Consider the following 15,866-nt stretch of genomic DNA (forward strand, 5'->3'; position numbering starts at 1 on the left):
TGACGGCCCACGCAGGAGGGCGCCTGCCCGGAACTCGGGCAGGCGCCCTCCTTCCTGTCGCTCCTGGGGGACCCATGGTCCACGGGCCGCAGGGCCGACAGCTGTGGGCGACTTCGCGGACGGGTCAGAACCCGTAGGGCAGGATGCGGGGGACCTCGGTGCCGTGACGCCCGGCGTCGTGCACCGCGCGCAGCACGACCGCCTCGTGCGGCACCAGCGGTTCCGGGAGCGCGACGAACGGGAACCACGCCAGGTCGGCAGCCTTCTCCGGTTCCTGGATCGTCGGCGTGCCGGTCCAGCGGGTCACCTCGAACATGAAGTCCACGCGCTGCTCGATCGCGGGCCCGCCCGGTTCGCCCCGGTGCAGCACCGTCAGCGGACGGACGTCCTCCGGAGCGACGACCACGCCGAGCTCCTCACGGGCCTCGCGCACGGCGGCGTCGATCACCGACTCGCCCTCCTCGACGTGCCCGGCGGCCGCGCACGCCCAGAACCCGTCGCGGTAGCCGGTGCCCTGCCGCAGCTGGAGCAGCACCTGCCCTTCCCGCCGGAGAAAGAGGTACGCGGCGGGTACGAGAGCGAAGCGTTCGTGGTCACCCTCGCGGTAGCGGCCCGTCGCAACGGGAGGCTCCGGCGCGTGCCCGGAGGCCGTCCCGGGGGCGCTCGTCACGAGAGGCAGCCCTGCCCGAGCAGCGCCTTGAGGTCACCGAACAGCGCGGGCGACTTCTCCACCCGGAGGCTGTCCGAGGCCCGCACCATGGTCTTCTTGCCCGGCTCGGCCACGACGACGTGCACCTCCGCCGATCCGGGGTGGGTGGCGAGCACCTCCCGCAGCTTCGCGATGACGGGCTCGACGGCCCGGCTGTGCGGCACGGTGACGGCCAACGGCGAGTCGGACCCGACCGTGATGTCCGGCAGGGCTACCTCCATGGCCTGCAGCTGCATCGACTCGTCACGGCGGCGCACCTTGCCGCGCAGCACCACCACCTGGTCCTCCGCGAGCATCGTCGAGTAGGCGAGGTAGGTCTCACCGAAGAACATGACCTCGACGGCGCCCTCGAGGTCCTCGACGGTCACGGCAGCCCACGGGTTGCCGTTCTTGCTCATCTTGCGCTGCACCGAGGTGAGCAGGCCGGCCACGGTCACGACCGAGTTGTCCGGCCGGTGCTCGTCCGTGATCAGCGAGGCGATCGAGGTGTCGGCGGCCCGCTGCAGGACGTGCTCCAGCCCGGACAGCGGGTGGTCGCTCACGTACAGGCCGAGCATCTCGCGCTCGAACTGCAGCTTCTGCTTCTTCTCCCAGTCCGGCAGGTCCGGGACCTCGACCGAGAAGCCCATGCCCGCGTCGTCATCGCCCGAACCGCCGAAGTCCGCGAAGAGGTCGAACTGCCCCTCTGCCTCCTTGCGCTTGACGCTGATCACGGAGTCGACGGCCTGCTCGTGCACCACGAGCAGCGAACGTCGCGTGTGGCCGAGCGAGTCGAACGCGCCCGCCTTGATGAGCGACTCGATGGTGCGCTTGTTGCAGACCGGCGCGGGGACCTTGTCGAGGAAGTCCTGGAACGATGTGTAGACGCCCTTCTCCTCACGGGCCGCCACGATCGCGTCCACGACGTTGCGGCCGACGTTGCGCACGCCGGTGAGGCCGAAACGGATGTCTCCCCCGACAGCAGTGAACTTCGCCGACGAGTCGTTGACGTCCGGAGGCAGCACCGTGATGCCCATGCGACGGCACTCGTTGAGGTAGAGCGCCATCTTGTCCTTGTTGTCGCCCACCGACTGGAGCAGGCCGGCCATGTACTCGGCCGGGTAGTTCGCCTTGAGGTAGGCAGTCCAGTACGCGACGAGGCCGTAGCCGGCGGAGTGCGCCTTGTTGAAGGCATACCCGGCGAACGGGACGAGCGTGTCCCAGACCGCCTTGATCGCGGCGGGCTTGTACCCCTTCTCCTGGGCGCCCTTCTCGAAGTTGACGTACTCCTTGGCCAGCACCTCGGGCTTCTTCTTGCCCATGGCGCGGCGCAGCAGGTCGGCCTGGCCGAGCGAGTAGCCGGCCATGATCTGCGCGGCGCGCTGGACCTGCTCCTGGTAGACGATCAGACCGTAGGTCTCGTCGAGGATCTCGGCGAACGGCTCCGCGACATCCGGATGGATGGCCTCGATCTGCTGCTGCCCGTTCTTGCGCAGGGCGTAGTTGATGTGCGAGTTCATGCCCATCGGCCCCGGCCGGTACAGGGCGATGACTGCGGAGACGTCCTCGAAGTTGTCGGGCCGCATCTGCCGCAGCAGGGAGCGCATGGCCCCGCCGTCGAGCTGGAACACGCCGAGCGTGTTGCCGCTGGCGAGCAGCTCGTAGGTGGCCTTGTCGTCGAGCTCCACGTGCTCGATGTCGACCGGGTCCTTGCCGTTCATCACGATGTTCTCGAGCGCGTCGTCGAGGATCGTGAGGTTCCGCAGCCCCAGGAAGTCCATCTTGATCAGGCCGAGGCCCTCGGACGTCGGGTAGTCGAACTGCGTGATCACCGCGCCGTCCTGCGGGCGCTTCATGATCGGGATGATGTCGATCAGCGGGTCGCTCGACATGATGACACCGGCCGCGTGCACGCCCCACTGCCGCTTCAGGCCCTCGATACCGCGCGCGAGCTCGACGACCCGCTGCGCCTCGGGGTCGGTGTCGTGCACCTGGCGGAACTCCGACGCCTCCGAGTACCGCTCGTGCTTCGGGTCGAAGATCCCCGACAGCGGGATGTCCTTGCCCATGACGGCAGGCGGCATGGCCTTGGTGAGCTTCTCCCCCATCGCGAAGGGGAAGCCGAGGAGTCGCGCCGAGTCCTTGACGGCCTGCTTGGCCTTGATGGTGCCGTAGGTGACGATCATCGCCACCCGGTCGTCGCCGTACTTCTCCGTGACGTACCGGATGGCCTCACCGCGCCGACGCTCGTCGAAGTCCACGTCGACGTCGGGCATGGAGACGCGCTCGGGGTTGAGGAACCGCTCGAAGATGAGGCCGTGCACCAGCGGGTCGAGCTCGGTGATGCCCATCAGGTACGACACCATCGACCCGGCGGCGGACCCGCGCCCCGGTCCCACGCGGATGCCCTGATTCTTGGACCAGTTGATGAAGTCGGCGACCACGAGGAAGTACCCGGGGAAGCCCATCTGGATGATGACCTCGACCTCGTAGTCGGCCTGCTTGCGCACGGCGTCCGAGTACCCGTTCGGATACCGGCGGAGCAGCCCGGCCTCGACCTCCTTGATGAACCACGAGATCTCGTCCTCCCCTTCCGGCACGGGGAAGCGCGGCATGTAGTTGGCCTTGTCGTTGAACGAGACCTCGCACTGCTCGGCGATGAGCAGCGTGTTGTCGCACGCCTCGGGCAGCTCCTTGAAGATCTGCCGCATCTCGGCGGCCGACTTCACGTAGTAGCCGGTGCCGCCGAACCGGAACCGGTTCGGGTCGTCCAGGGTGGACCCGGAGTTGATCGCGAGCAGCGCCTCCTGGCTGGTCGCGTCCTCCTCGCGCACGTAGTGCAGGTCGTTGGTGGCCACGAGCGGCGCGCCGATCGTCTTGCTCAGCTCGATGAGCTGCTTGGTCACGCGGGTCTCGATGTCGAGCCCGTGGTCCATCAGCTCGACGAAGTAGTTCTCCTTGCCGAAGATCTCCTGCAGCTCGCCCGCCTGCCGGACCGCCTCGTCCCACTGGCCCAGCCGCAGCCGCACCTGGATCTCGCTCGACGGGCAGCCGGTCGTCGCGATGAGTCCGTCGGAGTACTTCTCCAGCAGGTCTCTGTCCATGCGCGGCCACTTGCCCATCTGGCCTTCCAGGGAGGCCAGCGACGATGCCCGGAACAGGTTGTGCATGCCGGTGTTGTTCTTGCTCAGCAACGTCATGTGGGTGTACGCACCACGCGCCGAGACGTCGTCGGACTCCTGTCCCGCCTCGCCGTACCGCACACGCGTCTGGTCGAACCGGCTGGTACCCGGCGTCACATACGCCTCGACGCCGATGATCGGCTTGATACCGGCCTTCGTCGCCTGCGCCCAGAACTCGTGCGCGCCGAACAGGTACCCGTGGTCCGTCGTCGCGATGGCGCTCTGCCCCTGCCGCGCGACCTCCTCCATGAGGTCGCCGATCCTCGCCGCGCCGTCCAGCATCGAGAACTCGGTGTGGACGTGGAGGTGGACGAAGTCGTCGCTCTTCGAAGCGGTGGCGGTGGGCATGCCGCGAGTCTAAAACGAGCCACCGACACTCTCGCCCAGCAACGCCGAGCGGAACGTCACATCACTTGTACGCGCCCCGCACGACCTCGAGGGCGGCCTCGAGGTCGGCCGGGTAGGCGGACTCGACCTCGACCCGGCGCCCCGTCGTTGGATGCTCGAACCCCAGCCGGTGGGCGTGCAGCCACTGCCGCATGAGCCCTACCTTGGTGGCCAGCACCGGGTCCGCGCCGTAGGTCAGGTCACCGACGAGCGGATGACGCAGCGCGGCGAGGTGCACCCTGATCTGGTGGGTCCGGCCGGTCTCCAGGCGCACCTCCAGCAGCGAGGCCGCCGACAGCATCTCCAGCGTCTCGTAGTGCGTCACCGACGGCTTGCCGTCGGCAGTCACCGCGAACTTCCAGTCGGAGCTCGGATGCCTGCCGATGGGACCGTCGATGGTGCCCGACGTCGGGTCGGGGTGACCCTGCGCGAGCGCGTGGTAGATCTTGTCGACGGTGCGCTCCTTGAAGGCGCGCTTGAGGCCGGTGTACGCGAGCTCCGACTTGGCGACGACCATCAGCCCCGACGTCCCGACGTCGAGCCGGTGCACGATGCCCTGGCGCTCGGCAGCGCCGGACGTCGACACGCGATAGCCCGCAGCGACGAGCGCGCCCACCACGGTGGGGCCGGTCCAGCCCGGCGAGGGATGCGCCGCCACGCCGACCGGCTTGTCGATCACGACCAGGTCGTCGTCGTCGTACACGATGCCCATGCCGGGCACGGGTTCGGGCACCACCTCGACGGCGGGCCGCTCCTCCGGCATGTCCACCTCGAACCAGCCACCGGGGAGCACCCGGTCCGACTTGCCCACCTGGCGACCGTCGAGGCGGACGGCACCGGCTTCGGCGAGCTCTGCCGCCCGGGTCCTGGAGAAGCCCAGCATGCGGGCCAGCGCGGCATCGACGCGGTCGCCCGCGAGCCCGTCGGGGACGGGCAGCGTCCGTAGCGCCATCAGGCGGGGTCGCCCTGATCGTCGCGCGCCGAGTCGTCCGCCTTGTCGGCCGGCTCCTCGTCCGTGTGCCGCTTGCCGTCCAGGCCGATCCCCCGCAACGACAGCAGCGCGATCAGCACGGCGGCCGAGACCACGGCGATGTCGGCGACGTTGCCGACGAAGAAGCCCGCGTAGTCGATGAAGTCCACGACGTGGCCGCGCGCGAACCCGGGCTCCCGCGCCAGGCGGTCCACGAGGTTGCCGACGGCGCCGCCGAGCAGCAGGCCGAGCGCGACCGCCCAGCCCCGCGACCCGATCCGCCCGATGGCCCGGACGATGAACACCACGACGACCACCACGACGATGGTCAGGATCCACGTATAGCCGGAGGCGATCGACAGCGCAGCGCCCGGGTTGTAGATCAGCCGGACCCCGAGCAGGTCGCCCACGACCGGGATGGTGGGCGCATTCGCGACCAGCGCGGACTCGGCCCACCACTTGGTGAGCTGGTCGGCGGCCAGCACGAGGGCAGCGAGCACGCCGGTCCAGACGATGAGCACACGGCTGCTCGACGACGGGGGCGTGGTGGCCGGAGCCGTCTCGTCGTCGGCCACGGCGGGAGGTTCAGCGGAAGTAGACATCAGGCAAAGTCTCCCATGCCGTGGGCGGTACGGGGCCCGCACACCCGACTCCCGGCGTCGGGAGTTGAGGCGACGTGCGGTCACCGCCTCTTCTCCGGGCGGCTCACGACCAAATAACTGACCCGCCGGACAAAACAGTGAGGCCCTTTCCCGAATATCCGGGAAAGGGCCCCACCTGATGCAGCACTACCCTCGCGTCACCGCACGACGGCAGTCAACTGACAAATGCGTCAGTTGCAGGCCGAGTACTTCGTGAAGTTACCCGTGTTGAACAGGTTCAGCGGGCCGTCCCAGTGCCACGGAGCGACACACACGTTGTTCAGGATGTTGACCGAACCGTCGCCGGCGAGCTCGTAGTCGCCGTCGTTGCACGCCTGGTAGTCGGTCACGTTGGCGGTGCTGCCGACGTTGCCCGGGCCCTCCCAGTACCAGGGGGCGACGCACACGTTGTTCAGCGCGTTGAAGCCACCGTCGCTCTCGATCTCGACGACCTCACCGGTGGTCGCGATCTCCTCGGGGACCATCGCACCGTCGATGCCCGCGGGGACCTCCGAGGTGCCGTAGCCCTCGAGGACGTCCAGCGCACCGTCGGCGCCAACGACGCCCAGCGGGGCCGTGGTGCCGAGCACGTCGGCCGCGGCGGCAGCGCCGTCGGCCATCTCCGTCGCACTGCCGGCGCTGGGTGCGCTGATCAGCTCGGGCGCGTCGCCCGCAACCATCGCGCTCGCACCCGATGCCGCTGCGACGACCAGACCGGCCGACATCACAACGGCTGCCCCTGCACGGCAGGTTGCACGGAATCCTCGGATCATTGTGTCTCCCCCTCGAATAGCTCTGTCGGAATTCGGTGAACCACACGTGTGTGATTCACCTGGACGAGCATCCGGGGAGAAATTCACCCTGTCAATTGGAACGTGACGGGCGGCACAGAGGAGGTATTCCGACATTCCAGGAGCGAACCCCGCGGCATTGCGCCAGGAACACCCGTAACCCGGACATCACAGGGTTGATATTGGGAATTCAGGGCGACATGCCGCGGGGTCCTGGGCTCCGAGCGGTCAGGCTCCGCGCCGCTCCTCGCGCGCCTTGGCCTCCACCGACAGCGTGGCCCGCGGGAACGCCTGGAGCCGCGCCTTGCCGATCGGCAGATCCGTGACCTCACAGGTGGCGTACGTACCCTTCCGGATACGGTCGAGCGCGTGGTTCGTCTGGTCCAGCAGGTCGCGCATGTTGTTGACGAGCGTGAGCTCCTGCTCACGCTCGAGGGCGCTCGACCCGTAGTCGGCCTGGTCGTCACCGGCGCCGTCGCCCGAGTTCCGCAACAGCTCCGACAGCTCGCGGTCGGCGGTCTCCAGCTCGCGTTCCAGCCGCTCCTTGTCTTCGAGAAGGAGCGCGGCCAGCTCTTCGGCCTCACGCGCGGTCCAGGGTTCTTCGCCTTCACGGACGGGGAACTTCTTCACGTCACGTGTCAGGTTCGGGAACTCTTGCTTGATCGCGGCTCGTGTCGCAGTCGAGATCTTGGTCATGGGTTCCCCTTCGCGGTCGCCCCCGGTGGTCAAGTCCACGAAGCGTAAGCACAAGCGGCCGGACGCACAACGGGGCACGCCGATGTGGCGTGCCCCAATCATGGGTGCGACCGGCCCGTCGCGCGCGGCGGCCGGGCGTGAGGTGGGGACGCCCGGCCGCCGTGCTCGACGAGTACTGCTGTCAGATCCCCTGTGCCATCTCGGCCGGACGGCCGGACCGCTGGGTGTTCTGCGGCGGCAGAGCCGAGCCGCGGGCGTCGAGGTCACCGAGCAGGTTCTGCAGGAAGCTCTTCAGACGCGTGCGGTAGTCACGCTCGAAGACGCGCAGCTCGTCGATCTTGCGCTCGAGGAGCGAACGCTCCTGCTCGAGCTGGGAGAGCGTGCGGTGCGAGGTCTCCTCGGCGTCGCGCACGATGCGCGCACCTTCGGTCTTGGCCTCCGTGATGAGGCGGTCGCCCTCCTCCTGGCCCGAGCGCACGTAGTCGTCGTGCAGCTTCTGGGCCAGCTGGAGCATCCCCGTGGCGGACTCCGGCTCCGGGCCGTTGCCCTTGAGACCAGCGGCCGGGCCCGTCGGCATGACCGGCGCGGCGACCGGCGCAGCCTGGGCGCGAGCGGGGCTGGCCGCGTCGTTGCGCGAGAGCTCGGCGATCCGCCGCTCTGCGGCTGCGACCTTCTGCCGGAGGCCCTCGTTCTCCTCCTGGACGTTGGTCAGGGTCCGCACGACCTCGTCGAGGAAGTCGTCGACCTCCTCGACGTCGTAGCCCTCGCGGAACTTCGTCGCGGAGAACTTCTTGTTGAGGATGTCCTCTGCAGTAAGCAGTGCCATCGTGTCACCTCGAAAGTTAGAACGTAGGAACGCAGAACACGGACGTCGGCGCTGCCAAGCCGCGCGCCCTCCGTCGAAGCCCACGGTAGCGGACGACATCGGCGTGGGACACCGGGAGCACCCCCGGGCACGATTTCCTCACAGAGTGTGCCGTGTCACCCCAGGCCGCATCCATGCACCGGTCAATGTTTTCGCGGTCTCCGCGACCTGGCGCCGAACAGGCCCGCATCGAACCAGCACAGATTCAACACGTGCCCGGTCCGCACTAGAACTGACCGACCAGCGACGAGAGCAGCGAGACGCCGAAGAACAGGACGATGAATGCCAGGTCCAGCTGCACCTGCCCCAGCCGCAACGGCGGGATCAGGCGACGCAGGAACCGGAGCGGCGGGTCGGTGACCGTGTAGATCGCCTCGGCGATCACGAGCAGCACACCACGAGGCCGCCAGTCGCGGGCAAAGAACTGCACCCAGTCGAAGATAAGCCGTCCGATGAGGAACAGCAGGAAGAGCCACAGCAGGAAGCCGATGAAGTCCCAGATCACAAGGGACAACCTAACCTGTCCCGGCCCGGAGTAGCGCGAACTGCCCGGCTGAGCGCCGCGCGAGTCCGGCGGCCGGCACCCGGACGCAACCCGGCGGGCGGACATGAGTGAGGGGCGTCCGCCGCAGCGACCGCCCCTCACTCATCGTCCCGATGTCGGGCTCAGCTCTGGTTGTAGAAGCCGCCGCGTCCGTTCGGCTTCTCGGCGGGGACCTGCTCCTCTGCTGCGATCTCCACGTGCTCGGGCGAGAGCAGGAAGACCTTGTTGGTCACCCGCTCGATCGAGCCGTGCAGTCCGAAGATCAGGCCGGCGGAGAAGTCGACCAGGCGCTTGGCGTCGGCGTCGTCCATGTCGGAGAGATTCATGATGACGGGGGTCCCGGCGCGGAAGGCCTCGCCGATGCTCCGCGCGTCGTTGTAGGACCGCGGGTGCACCGTCGTGATGCGGCGCAGGTCCGAGGAAGACAGCGCCTCGCGCGGCACACCGTCGCGGTGCAGCGGCGTGACCTGCGCGTGCCGGTGATCCTCCACGTTTTCCTCCAGGCCCTCGTCGTACTCGTCGAGGTACTCCTGCTCGCCCTGATCGTCGGCGAGGCCCAGATACAGCATGGTCTTGCGAAGTGCTCCGGCCATCGCTCTTTCTCCGTTCGTCGCCTGCTGCGCGTCCTTCTGTCTCGGTGTCCAGCGGGCCCGTACAACAGGTCCGGCCTTGACCCCTGGTCGAGGTCGCCTTGACAAAAGTAGCCCGGCGCAATCCGACCCGGAAGCGCGACACGCCGTGCCACGAACAACTTTGCCAAAGTTGTTCAGCGATTGCTCGCTAAAAACGACATCCGTGTGATTTTGCAGGTCAGAGCGTTGTTATCGGCGTGTCGCAGATCCCGGATCCGGGCAGATACCGGTCAAATGAGCGCGATGATGCCTGCTTGCCGTCCGGTTGTGGTACCCGCCGCACTGGCCCGGCGGTGCGAGAACAGGTCCGGGTCCTCGAGCGTGCAGCGCTCGACGCGCGTCGCCACGACACCGCGGGCGGCGAGCTGCGCGACCACCCCCGCCGGCAGGTCGAGCCCCGGCGTTCCCTCGCTCGTGGTCGCGAAGGTAGCCGGCACAGCCGCCGCCACCTCTTCGCGCATCGCGGCAGGCACCTCGTAGCACTTTCCGCAGACCGCCGGCCCCACGGCGGCGCGCACCCGGGCCGGGTCGGCGCCCCGGGCGACGAGCGTGTCCAGAGCGCGGTGCACCACACCGGACAGCACACCGTTCCGGCCGGCGTGCGCCACCCCGACCACTCGCGCCACCGGATCGGCGAGGAGGACCGGCACGCAGTCGGCCACCAGGACGCCGAGACCGAGCCCGCGCTCCGCGGTGACGAGCGCGTCGGCCTCCCCCGCCGACTCCGGCGGCCGGTGGGCTGCCCACCGGGTGCGCTCGGCCGGACCGAGCTCGAGCACCCCGTCGCCATGCACCTGGGTGGCGAAGGCCACGGGCGCGCCGAGCAGCTCGGCGGCCAGGGAGCGGTTGACCGCCACCCGGGCAGCGGAGTCGGACACGTTCAGCCCGAGGTTCAGGCCGCCGCCGCCCGGCGTCGCCCACGGGGCCGGCGAGACGCCGCCCCCGCCGGTCGTGAAAAAGGCGTGCACCCCGTCGCCAAGATCGACGGGGTGCACGCCTGCGGAAGTCCGGGTGTCGCTCACGGAGGTGAGGGTACCCGCCCGATCACTTCAGGAAGTCGGGGACGTCCAGGTCCTCCGACGTCCGACGGGGGTTCTCGTCGTACAGCGGCGGGACCTCGACGCGCTCGCCCTGCTCGCGCGAGACCTCCTGCCGGTTGAACGAGCCCTGCACCACGACGGCCGGCTCGTCCAGCGTGCGCGGCACGTCGTCAGACCCCTCGTCGTCGATCACACGGGGCAGCGTCGACACGGGGGACGGCTGCTGCGCCGGCGGGACCGACGGCGGCATACCGTTCCCGCCGTGGTGCTCGGGTGCGCGGCGCGCCGCGTCCGACACGTCGGGCAGCGGAACCGGCGCAGTGGCCGGGCTCCGGGTCGCTGCGGGAGCCGGAGCGGCGACCGCCCCCGCCACCTGACCGAGCGCGCGGTTGTCCTTGCGCTCCTTGGGCAGGCCGCCGTCGAAGCCCGCTGCGATGACCGTCACCCGCACCTCGTCGCCCAGGGCGTCGTCGATGACCGTACCGAAGATGATGTTCGCCTCCGGGTGGGCGGCCTCCTGCACCAGGCGCGCGGCCTCGTGCACCTCGAAGAGGCCGAGGTCGCTGCCACCCTGGATCGACAGCAGCACACCGTGCGCGCCGTCGATCGAGGCCTCGAGCAGCGGCGAGGAGATCGCCAGCTCCGCTGCCTGCACCGCGCGGTCCTCGCCCCGTGCCGAGCCGATGCCCATGAGAGCGGAACCCGCACCCTGCATGACCGACTTCACGTCCGCGAAGTCCAGGTTGATCAGGCCGGGCGTGGTGATGAGGTCCGTGATGCCCTGGACACCGGAGTGCAGGACCTGGTCGGCCGAGTGGAACGCCGCGATCGCCGACACGTTCCGGTCCGACATCGACAGGAGCCGGTCGTTCGGGATCACGATCAGCGTGTCGACCTCGTCACGGAGGTTCTCGATGCCGCTCTCTGCCTGCACCGCGCGGCGACGGCCCTCGAACGTGAAGGGCCGGGTCACGACCCCGACGGTCAGCGCGCCGAGCGAACGCGCGATGCGCGCCACGACGGGAGCACCGCCCGTGCCGGTGCCGCCGCCCTCGCCCGCCGTGACGAAGACCATGTCGGCGCCACGGAGGACGTCCTCGATCTCCTCGGCGTGGTCCTCTGCTGCCTTCTTGCCGACCTCCGGGTCCGCGCCGGCGCCGAGGCCGCGCGTGAGCTCCCGTCCGACGTCGAGCTTGACGTCGGCGTCCGACATCAGGAGTGCCTGTGCGTCAGTGTTGATCGCGATGAACTCGACGCCCTTGAGGCCGACCTCGATCATGCGGTTGACGGCGTTCACACCACCGCCGCCGATACCGACCACCTTGATTACTGCCAGGTAGTTCTGCGGAGTTGCCACGTCGTCGCCTTTCGATTCGGGTCCCGAGTCCCGACTCTCATCCCAAAACTCTCAGGTTGAGGTAGAGGGTTAGAGTTATGTCAGGTTGCTGCTGTGTTCGACGGTAGGTGTGCCGCCGTGGTGTGTCGAAGACATCGTTGCGCGTGTCGCGCAACGATGCACGCGAGAAATCACATGGATGTCATTTTCGGTCCGACCAGCGGCAGACCCGCCGACGACGATCAGTTCGTGACCGGCAGGGCTGGCGACGACACGTCGATGGTCTTGGCCGACGGCTCGGCGCGCAGCAGCGTCTGCGCGACCTTGGTCTTGAGCTCGACCTGCGCTCCGCTCCCCCACCGGATCACCCGCCCGTCCGCCAGGGTGGTGCGCACGTCGTCCTGCGTCGCCGCGCTCACCGTCTGGATGTCGGCCGTCAGGCGCGGGGGCAGGGCGCCCAGCACCTCGAGGGCGGCATCCATGGCGCGGCGGCCTGCCGCGCCGTCGGCGAGCGAGACCACGATCGAGGGGAGGTCGTCGGGAGCGTCCTCCGCCGTGCCCACCCGCACGCCCTCTGCGTCCATCAGGGCGTACACGTCGCCCGACTGAGGCACGGCAGCGACCGGCTCGCGGGACGTGAGGGCCACCGTCAGACCGTCCGGCCAGGACCGCGTGATCTCCACGTTCTTGACGGCGTTCATCGCGAGGATCTCCTCGCGCAGGCGCACCGTGTCGATCCGGGGCAGCGGCACGCCCGCCTCGTCCGTCACGGCGTCGCGCACCTCACCGACGTCGACCGTCGTGCCCTGCCCGGACACCCGCACCTGCTCCGGATCGAGCGCGAGCAGCGGCGAGAAGAACGCCACCCACACCAGCCCGGCTGCCGCCGCAACCGTCGCGACGGTCCAGCCGATACGGCGCCACACCCGGTAACGGGCCATCGCCGTACGCTCGGCGAGGCGGTCCGCCAGCTGGTCCGAGACCACGTCGTCGCGGGTGCGCGACGGTCCAGGGCGGCCGGTGCCCGGACGGCTCGCCTCACGCCTCTGCCCGGCCGGCGGAAGCTGCACCGGCTCGTCGGCCGGAGGGGGCTGGGCGGGCGCTCTCGTGCCGGGCACCGTGCGACCGGACCGGGCCGGCGCAGGGGTCCGCTGGGCGGGCTCCTGCGCCGTGCTGCCTCGGGCCGTCGTGCCCTTGGCCTCCCGGCCCGTCGTTCCTTGCTGTGCCGGACCCTGACCTGCGGGGCGCGGCCGTGCCGTGCCCGCGGCGCGAGGACGCGCGGGCGGGCGCATCAGTCCTCGCCCGGCCCCGAGGCAGGGGCGGTCGCGGAGCCGCCGGACACCAGGCCGGCCACGCGGCCGGTCAGACGCGCCAGGACGGCCGGGCCGAGCTGCGTCACGTCACCGGCACCGACCGTCAGCACCACGTCACCCGGTCGGGCGAGATCCGCGATCGCGTGCGCGGCGTCCAGGCGGTCCGGCACCGCGTAGACGGCGCCGTGGTCCGTCATCAGGTCGACGATCGTGTTGGGCGTGATCGACGGGTCCCGCTCCTCGCGCGCCCCGTAGATGTCCGTGACCACCACCTCGTCGGCGGCGGACAGCTCCTTGGCGAAGTTCTCGGCGAACGTCTTGGTGCGCGAGTAGAGGTGCGGCTGGAACAGGACGAGCACGCGGCCGCCGTCGGCGATCTCGCGGGCCGCCGTCAGGACCGCCCGGACCTCCGTCGGGTGGTGGGCGTAGTCGTCGACGACGCGCACGCCGTCGGCCGTGCCCTTCTCCTCGAAGCGGCGTCCCGTGCCGATGAACGCCTCGACGCCCGCGACGGCCTGCTCTGGCGCCACACCCAGCTTCACTGCGGCGATGACGGCGGCGGTCGCGTTGAGCACGTTGTGCTTGCCGGGGACCGAGAGCCGCATCGGGATGCCCGGCACCGTGCCGGACACGCCCGCGCCGTCGGCCACCTGCTCGTTGGTGCCGAGGATGTCGCCGCGCAGCACGGCCGTGGTGCCCTCCGGCGTGGTCGAGATGTCCGTGACCCGCACGCGTGCGGTGTCGTTGGTGCCGTAGGTGATGACGTGGCCGCCCGTTGCGCAGATCGTGGCGCCCACGGAGAGCGAGCCCTCGTCGTCGGCGCACGCGATGAGCCAGCCGTCGGACACCAGGCGACGCGCGAACCGGATGAACGCACCGTTGAACGCCTCAGGGGTTCCGTAGTGGTCCAGGTGGTCCGCCTCGACGTTCGTCACCACCGCGATGGTGGGCGTGTAGTTGAGGAACGAGCCGTCCGACTCGTCGGCCTCTGCCACGAGCACGTCGGACGCGCCCAGGTGACCGCCAGGCGTCGAGCCGGTCGCGGTGCGCACGGTGCTGCCGATCGCGTACGACGGGTCGAGGCCGGCCTCGCGCAGGATCGTCGCGATCATCGCCGACGTCGTCGTCTTGCCGTGCGCGCCGGCGACCGCGACGCCGCGCGACCCCTCCATCAGGGCGGCCAGCGCCTGGGAGCGGTGCAGCACGTTCAGACGGCGGGCCCGTGCGGCGGCGAGCTCCGGGTTGTCCTCGTGGACGGCGCTGGAGATCACCACGGAGTCCACCCCCGTGAGGTGGGCCGGATCATGGCCGACCCACACCTTGACGCCCGCGGCCCGCAGGGCCTCCAGCGTCTCCGACTCGGCGGCGTCCGAGCCCTGCACGGACACACCGCGCCCGGCGAGCAGCCGGGCGACGACGGACATGCCCGCCCCGCCTATGCCGATCATGTGAACGCGTCCGAGCTGTGCGACCTGACCCGTCATCTGATCCGTGACCGTGGTGCTCATGACCTGACCTCCGTGGTGTCGGTACCTGCTGACCGTACGGCTTGCTCGACGAGATCGACGACGCGTGCCGCGCCGTCGCTGGTGCCGGCCGACCGCGCGGCCTTCGCCATGACACCGAGCCGCTCGCGGTCCGCGAGCAGCGTAGGAACGTTGCTGGACACCCAGTCGGGTGTGAGGTCTGCGTCGTCCACCAGCAGACCACCGCCCGCCTCCACCAGCGGGGCCGCGTTGAGCCGCTGCTCGCCGTTCCCGATGGGCAGCGGTACGTAGACGGCGGGGATGCCGAGCGCTGCGTGCTCGGCCACCGAGCCCGCGCCGGCGCGGCAGACCACCAGGTCCGCCAGCGCGTAGGCGAGCTCCATCTGCTCCAGGTACTCGCGAGCCTGGTAGCGCCGGTCATCGAGCGCAGGGACCCCCGCAAGCGTCTCGCGCACCTCGTCCAGCTTGCCCTTGCCGGTCAGGTGCAGCACCTGCGCGCCAGCGGCGAGGATCTGAGCGGCGGCGCCCGACACCGCGCGGTTCAGGTTCAGCGCGCCGAGGGAGCCACCCGTGACGACGAGGGTCGGCAGCGCAGGGTCCAGGCCGAGCTCCGCCGCGGCCCGGGCCCGCGCGCCCGCCGCGTCGGCCTCCCGCTCCTGCACGAGGGCCGCGATGGCCTGCCGCAGCGGCAGGCCCGTGAGAACGCCACCGCGCAGGGGCGTGCCCGCGAAGGTGAGGCCGACGCGGGCCGCCCACCGCGCACCGAGCCGGTTGGCCAGACCCGGCCGGGCGTTCTGCTCGTGGATCACGATCGGCACGCCCCTGCGCTTGGCCGCGAGGTAGGCCGGGGTGGCCACGTACCCGCCGAAGCCGATCACGGCCTGGGCGTCGATCTCGTCGATCGCCTCCTCCGCCACCTTCACCGCAGCGGCCAGCCTGCCCGGGAGCCGCAACAGGTCGGGGCTGGGCCGGCGCGGCATCGGCACGCGCGGGACGGGCCGCAGCTCGTAGCCGCGAGCAGGCACGAGCTCGGCCTCCAGGCCGGTCGTGGTGCCGAGCGCGAGCACGCGCGCACCGGGCTCCCGGCGCCGCACCTCGTCGGCCACCGCGAGCAATGGGTTCACGTGTCCCGCGCTACCGCCACCGGCGAGCACCACCGACACAACTGCTGAGCTCATCATCACCTTCTCGTCGTCGCCCGGACGTACGTTCCGGGCGGATCGGTGCGCTGCGGCCGCCATGAAACGGGATCTGACGTGCCGGATCTCGTCATGGACTGAGCCACCGTGCACAT

Annotated in this window: 14 protein-coding genes; all 14 read right to left on the bottom strand. The window is 70.0% G+C overall.

The features are described 5' to 3' along the window. Positions 1–124 precede the first annotated feature (124 nt). Positions 125–670 carry an NUDIX hydrolase gene (locus tag ACFS27_RS20865; protein ID WP_377186895.1) on the bottom strand — a complete coding sequence of 182 codons (546 nt, stop codon included), beginning with the start codon at positions 668–670 and terminating at the stop codon, positions 125–127. Beyond that, positions 667–4,218, bottom strand: coding sequence for a DNA polymerase III subunit alpha (dnaE, locus tag ACFS27_RS20870; protein WP_377186898.1), 3,552 nt, complete (start codon positions 4,216–4,218; stop codon positions 667–669). Before dnaE ends, ACFS27_RS20865 begins: the two co-directional genes overlap by 4 nt. A 61-nt stretch (positions 4,219–4,279) precedes the next feature. Beyond that, positions 4,280–5,209 carry an RluA family pseudouridine synthase gene (locus tag ACFS27_RS20875; protein ID WP_377186901.1) on the bottom strand — a complete coding sequence of 310 codons (930 nt, stop codon included), beginning with the start codon at positions 5,207–5,209 and terminating at the stop codon, positions 4,280–4,282. Continuing rightward, positions 5,209–5,829, bottom strand: a complete 621-nt coding sequence (locus ACFS27_RS20880) for a signal peptidase II (protein ID WP_377186903.1) — start codon at positions 5,827–5,829, stop codon at positions 5,209–5,211. Before ACFS27_RS20880 ends, ACFS27_RS20875 begins: the two co-directional genes overlap by 1 nt. A gap of 230 nt (positions 5,830–6,059) precedes the next feature. Beyond that, the gene (locus ACFS27_RS20885; RefSeq protein WP_377186906.1) at positions 6,060–6,593 is read right to left on the bottom strand and encodes a hypothetical protein; all 534 of its coding nucleotides are present in this window, start codon (positions 6,591–6,593) and stop codon (positions 6,060–6,062) included. A 294-nt stretch (positions 6,594–6,887) separates the two neighbouring features. Beyond that, positions 6,888–7,355: a TraR/DksA family transcriptional regulator gene (locus ACFS27_RS20890; RefSeq protein WP_377186909.1), complete on the bottom strand. Its 468-nt coding sequence runs from the start codon at positions 7,353–7,355 to the stop codon at positions 6,888–6,890. A gap of 181 nt (positions 7,356–7,536) precedes the next feature. Beyond that, a complete protein-coding gene (locus ACFS27_RS20895) occupies positions 7,537–8,181 on the bottom strand; it encodes a DivIVA domain-containing protein (RefSeq protein WP_377186912.1) in 645 nt (214 codons plus the stop codon). Between the two features lie 265 nt (positions 8,182–8,446). Further along, positions 8,447–8,725, bottom strand: a complete 279-nt coding sequence (locus tag ACFS27_RS20900) for a YggT family protein (RefSeq protein ID WP_377186914.1) — start codon at positions 8,723–8,725, stop codon at positions 8,447–8,449. Between the two features lie 161 nt (positions 8,726–8,886). Next, positions 8,887–9,357 (bottom strand): cell division protein SepF, encoded by a 471-nt coding sequence (locus tag ACFS27_RS20905; RefSeq protein ID WP_357463421.1) that lies wholly within the window; start codon positions 9,355–9,357, stop codon positions 8,887–8,889. A 269-nt stretch (positions 9,358–9,626) separates the two neighbouring features. After that, positions 9,627–10,418 (bottom strand): polyphenol oxidase family protein, encoded by a 792-nt coding sequence (locus ACFS27_RS20910; RefSeq protein WP_377186916.1) that lies wholly within the window; start codon positions 10,416–10,418, stop codon positions 9,627–9,629. A gap of 22 nt (positions 10,419–10,440) precedes the next feature. Beyond that, the gene (gene ftsZ / locus ACFS27_RS20915; protein ID WP_377186919.1) at positions 10,441–11,793 is read right to left on the bottom strand and encodes a cell division protein FtsZ; all 1,353 of its coding nucleotides are present in this window, start codon (positions 11,791–11,793) and stop codon (positions 10,441–10,443) included. Between the two features lie 221 nt (positions 11,794–12,014). Next, positions 12,015–12,890 (bottom strand): cell division protein FtsQ/DivIB, encoded by an 876-nt coding sequence (locus tag ACFS27_RS20920; protein WP_377186922.1) that lies wholly within the window; start codon positions 12,888–12,890, stop codon positions 12,015–12,017. Between the two features lie 173 nt (positions 12,891–13,063). Next, positions 13,064–14,593, bottom strand: coding sequence for a UDP-N-acetylmuramate--L-alanine ligase (gene murC / locus ACFS27_RS20925; RefSeq protein WP_377186925.1), 1,530 nt, complete (start codon positions 14,591–14,593; stop codon positions 13,064–13,066). Continuing rightward, the gene (gene murG, locus ACFS27_RS20930) at positions 14,590–15,753 is read right to left on the bottom strand and encodes an undecaprenyldiphospho-muramoylpentapeptide beta-N-acetylglucosaminyltransferase (RefSeq protein ID WP_377186928.1); all 1,164 of its coding nucleotides are present in this window, start codon (positions 15,751–15,753) and stop codon (positions 14,590–14,592) included. Before murG ends, murC begins: the two co-directional genes overlap by 4 nt. Positions 15,754–15,866 lie beyond the last annotated feature (113 nt).

It is taken from the genome of Promicromonospora vindobonensis, assembly GCF_042685865.1.
Taxonomy (GTDB): Bacteria; Actinomycetota; Actinomycetes; order Actinomycetales; family Cellulomonadaceae; genus Promicromonospora; species Promicromonospora vindobonensis.

Coding starts and splice junctions, on each gene's coding strand:
- dnaE (WP_377186898.1), bottom strand. CDS start 4,218: ATGCCCACCGCCACCGCTTCGAAGAGCGACGACTTCGTCCACCTCCAC.
- ACFS27_RS20875 (WP_377186901.1), bottom strand. CDS start 5,209: ATGGCGCTACGGACGCTGCCCGTCCCCGACGGGCTCGCGGGCGACCGC.
- ACFS27_RS20880 (WP_377186903.1), bottom strand. CDS start 5,829: ATGTCTACTTCCGCTGAACCTCCCGCCGTGGCCGACGACGAGACGGCT.
- ACFS27_RS20885 (WP_377186906.1), bottom strand. CDS start 6,593: ATGTCGGCCGGTCTGGTCGTCGCAGCGGCATCGGGTGCGAGCGCGATG.
- ACFS27_RS20890 (WP_377186909.1), bottom strand. CDS start 7,355: ATGACCAAGATCTCGACTGCGACACGAGCCGCGATCAAGCAAGAGTTC.
- ACFS27_RS20895 (WP_377186912.1), bottom strand. CDS start 8,181: ATGGCACTGCTTACTGCAGAGGACATCCTCAACAAGAAGTTCTCCGCG.
- ACFS27_RS20905 (WP_357463421.1), bottom strand. CDS start 9,357: ATGGCCGGAGCACTTCGCAAGACCATGCTGTATCTGGGCCTCGCCGAC.
- murC (WP_377186925.1), bottom strand. CDS start 14,593: ATGAGCACCACGGTCACGGATCAGATGACGGGTCAGGTCGCACAGCTC.
- murG (WP_377186928.1), bottom strand. CDS start 15,753: ATGATGAGCTCAGCAGTTGTGTCGGTGGTGCTCGCCGGTGGCGGTAGC.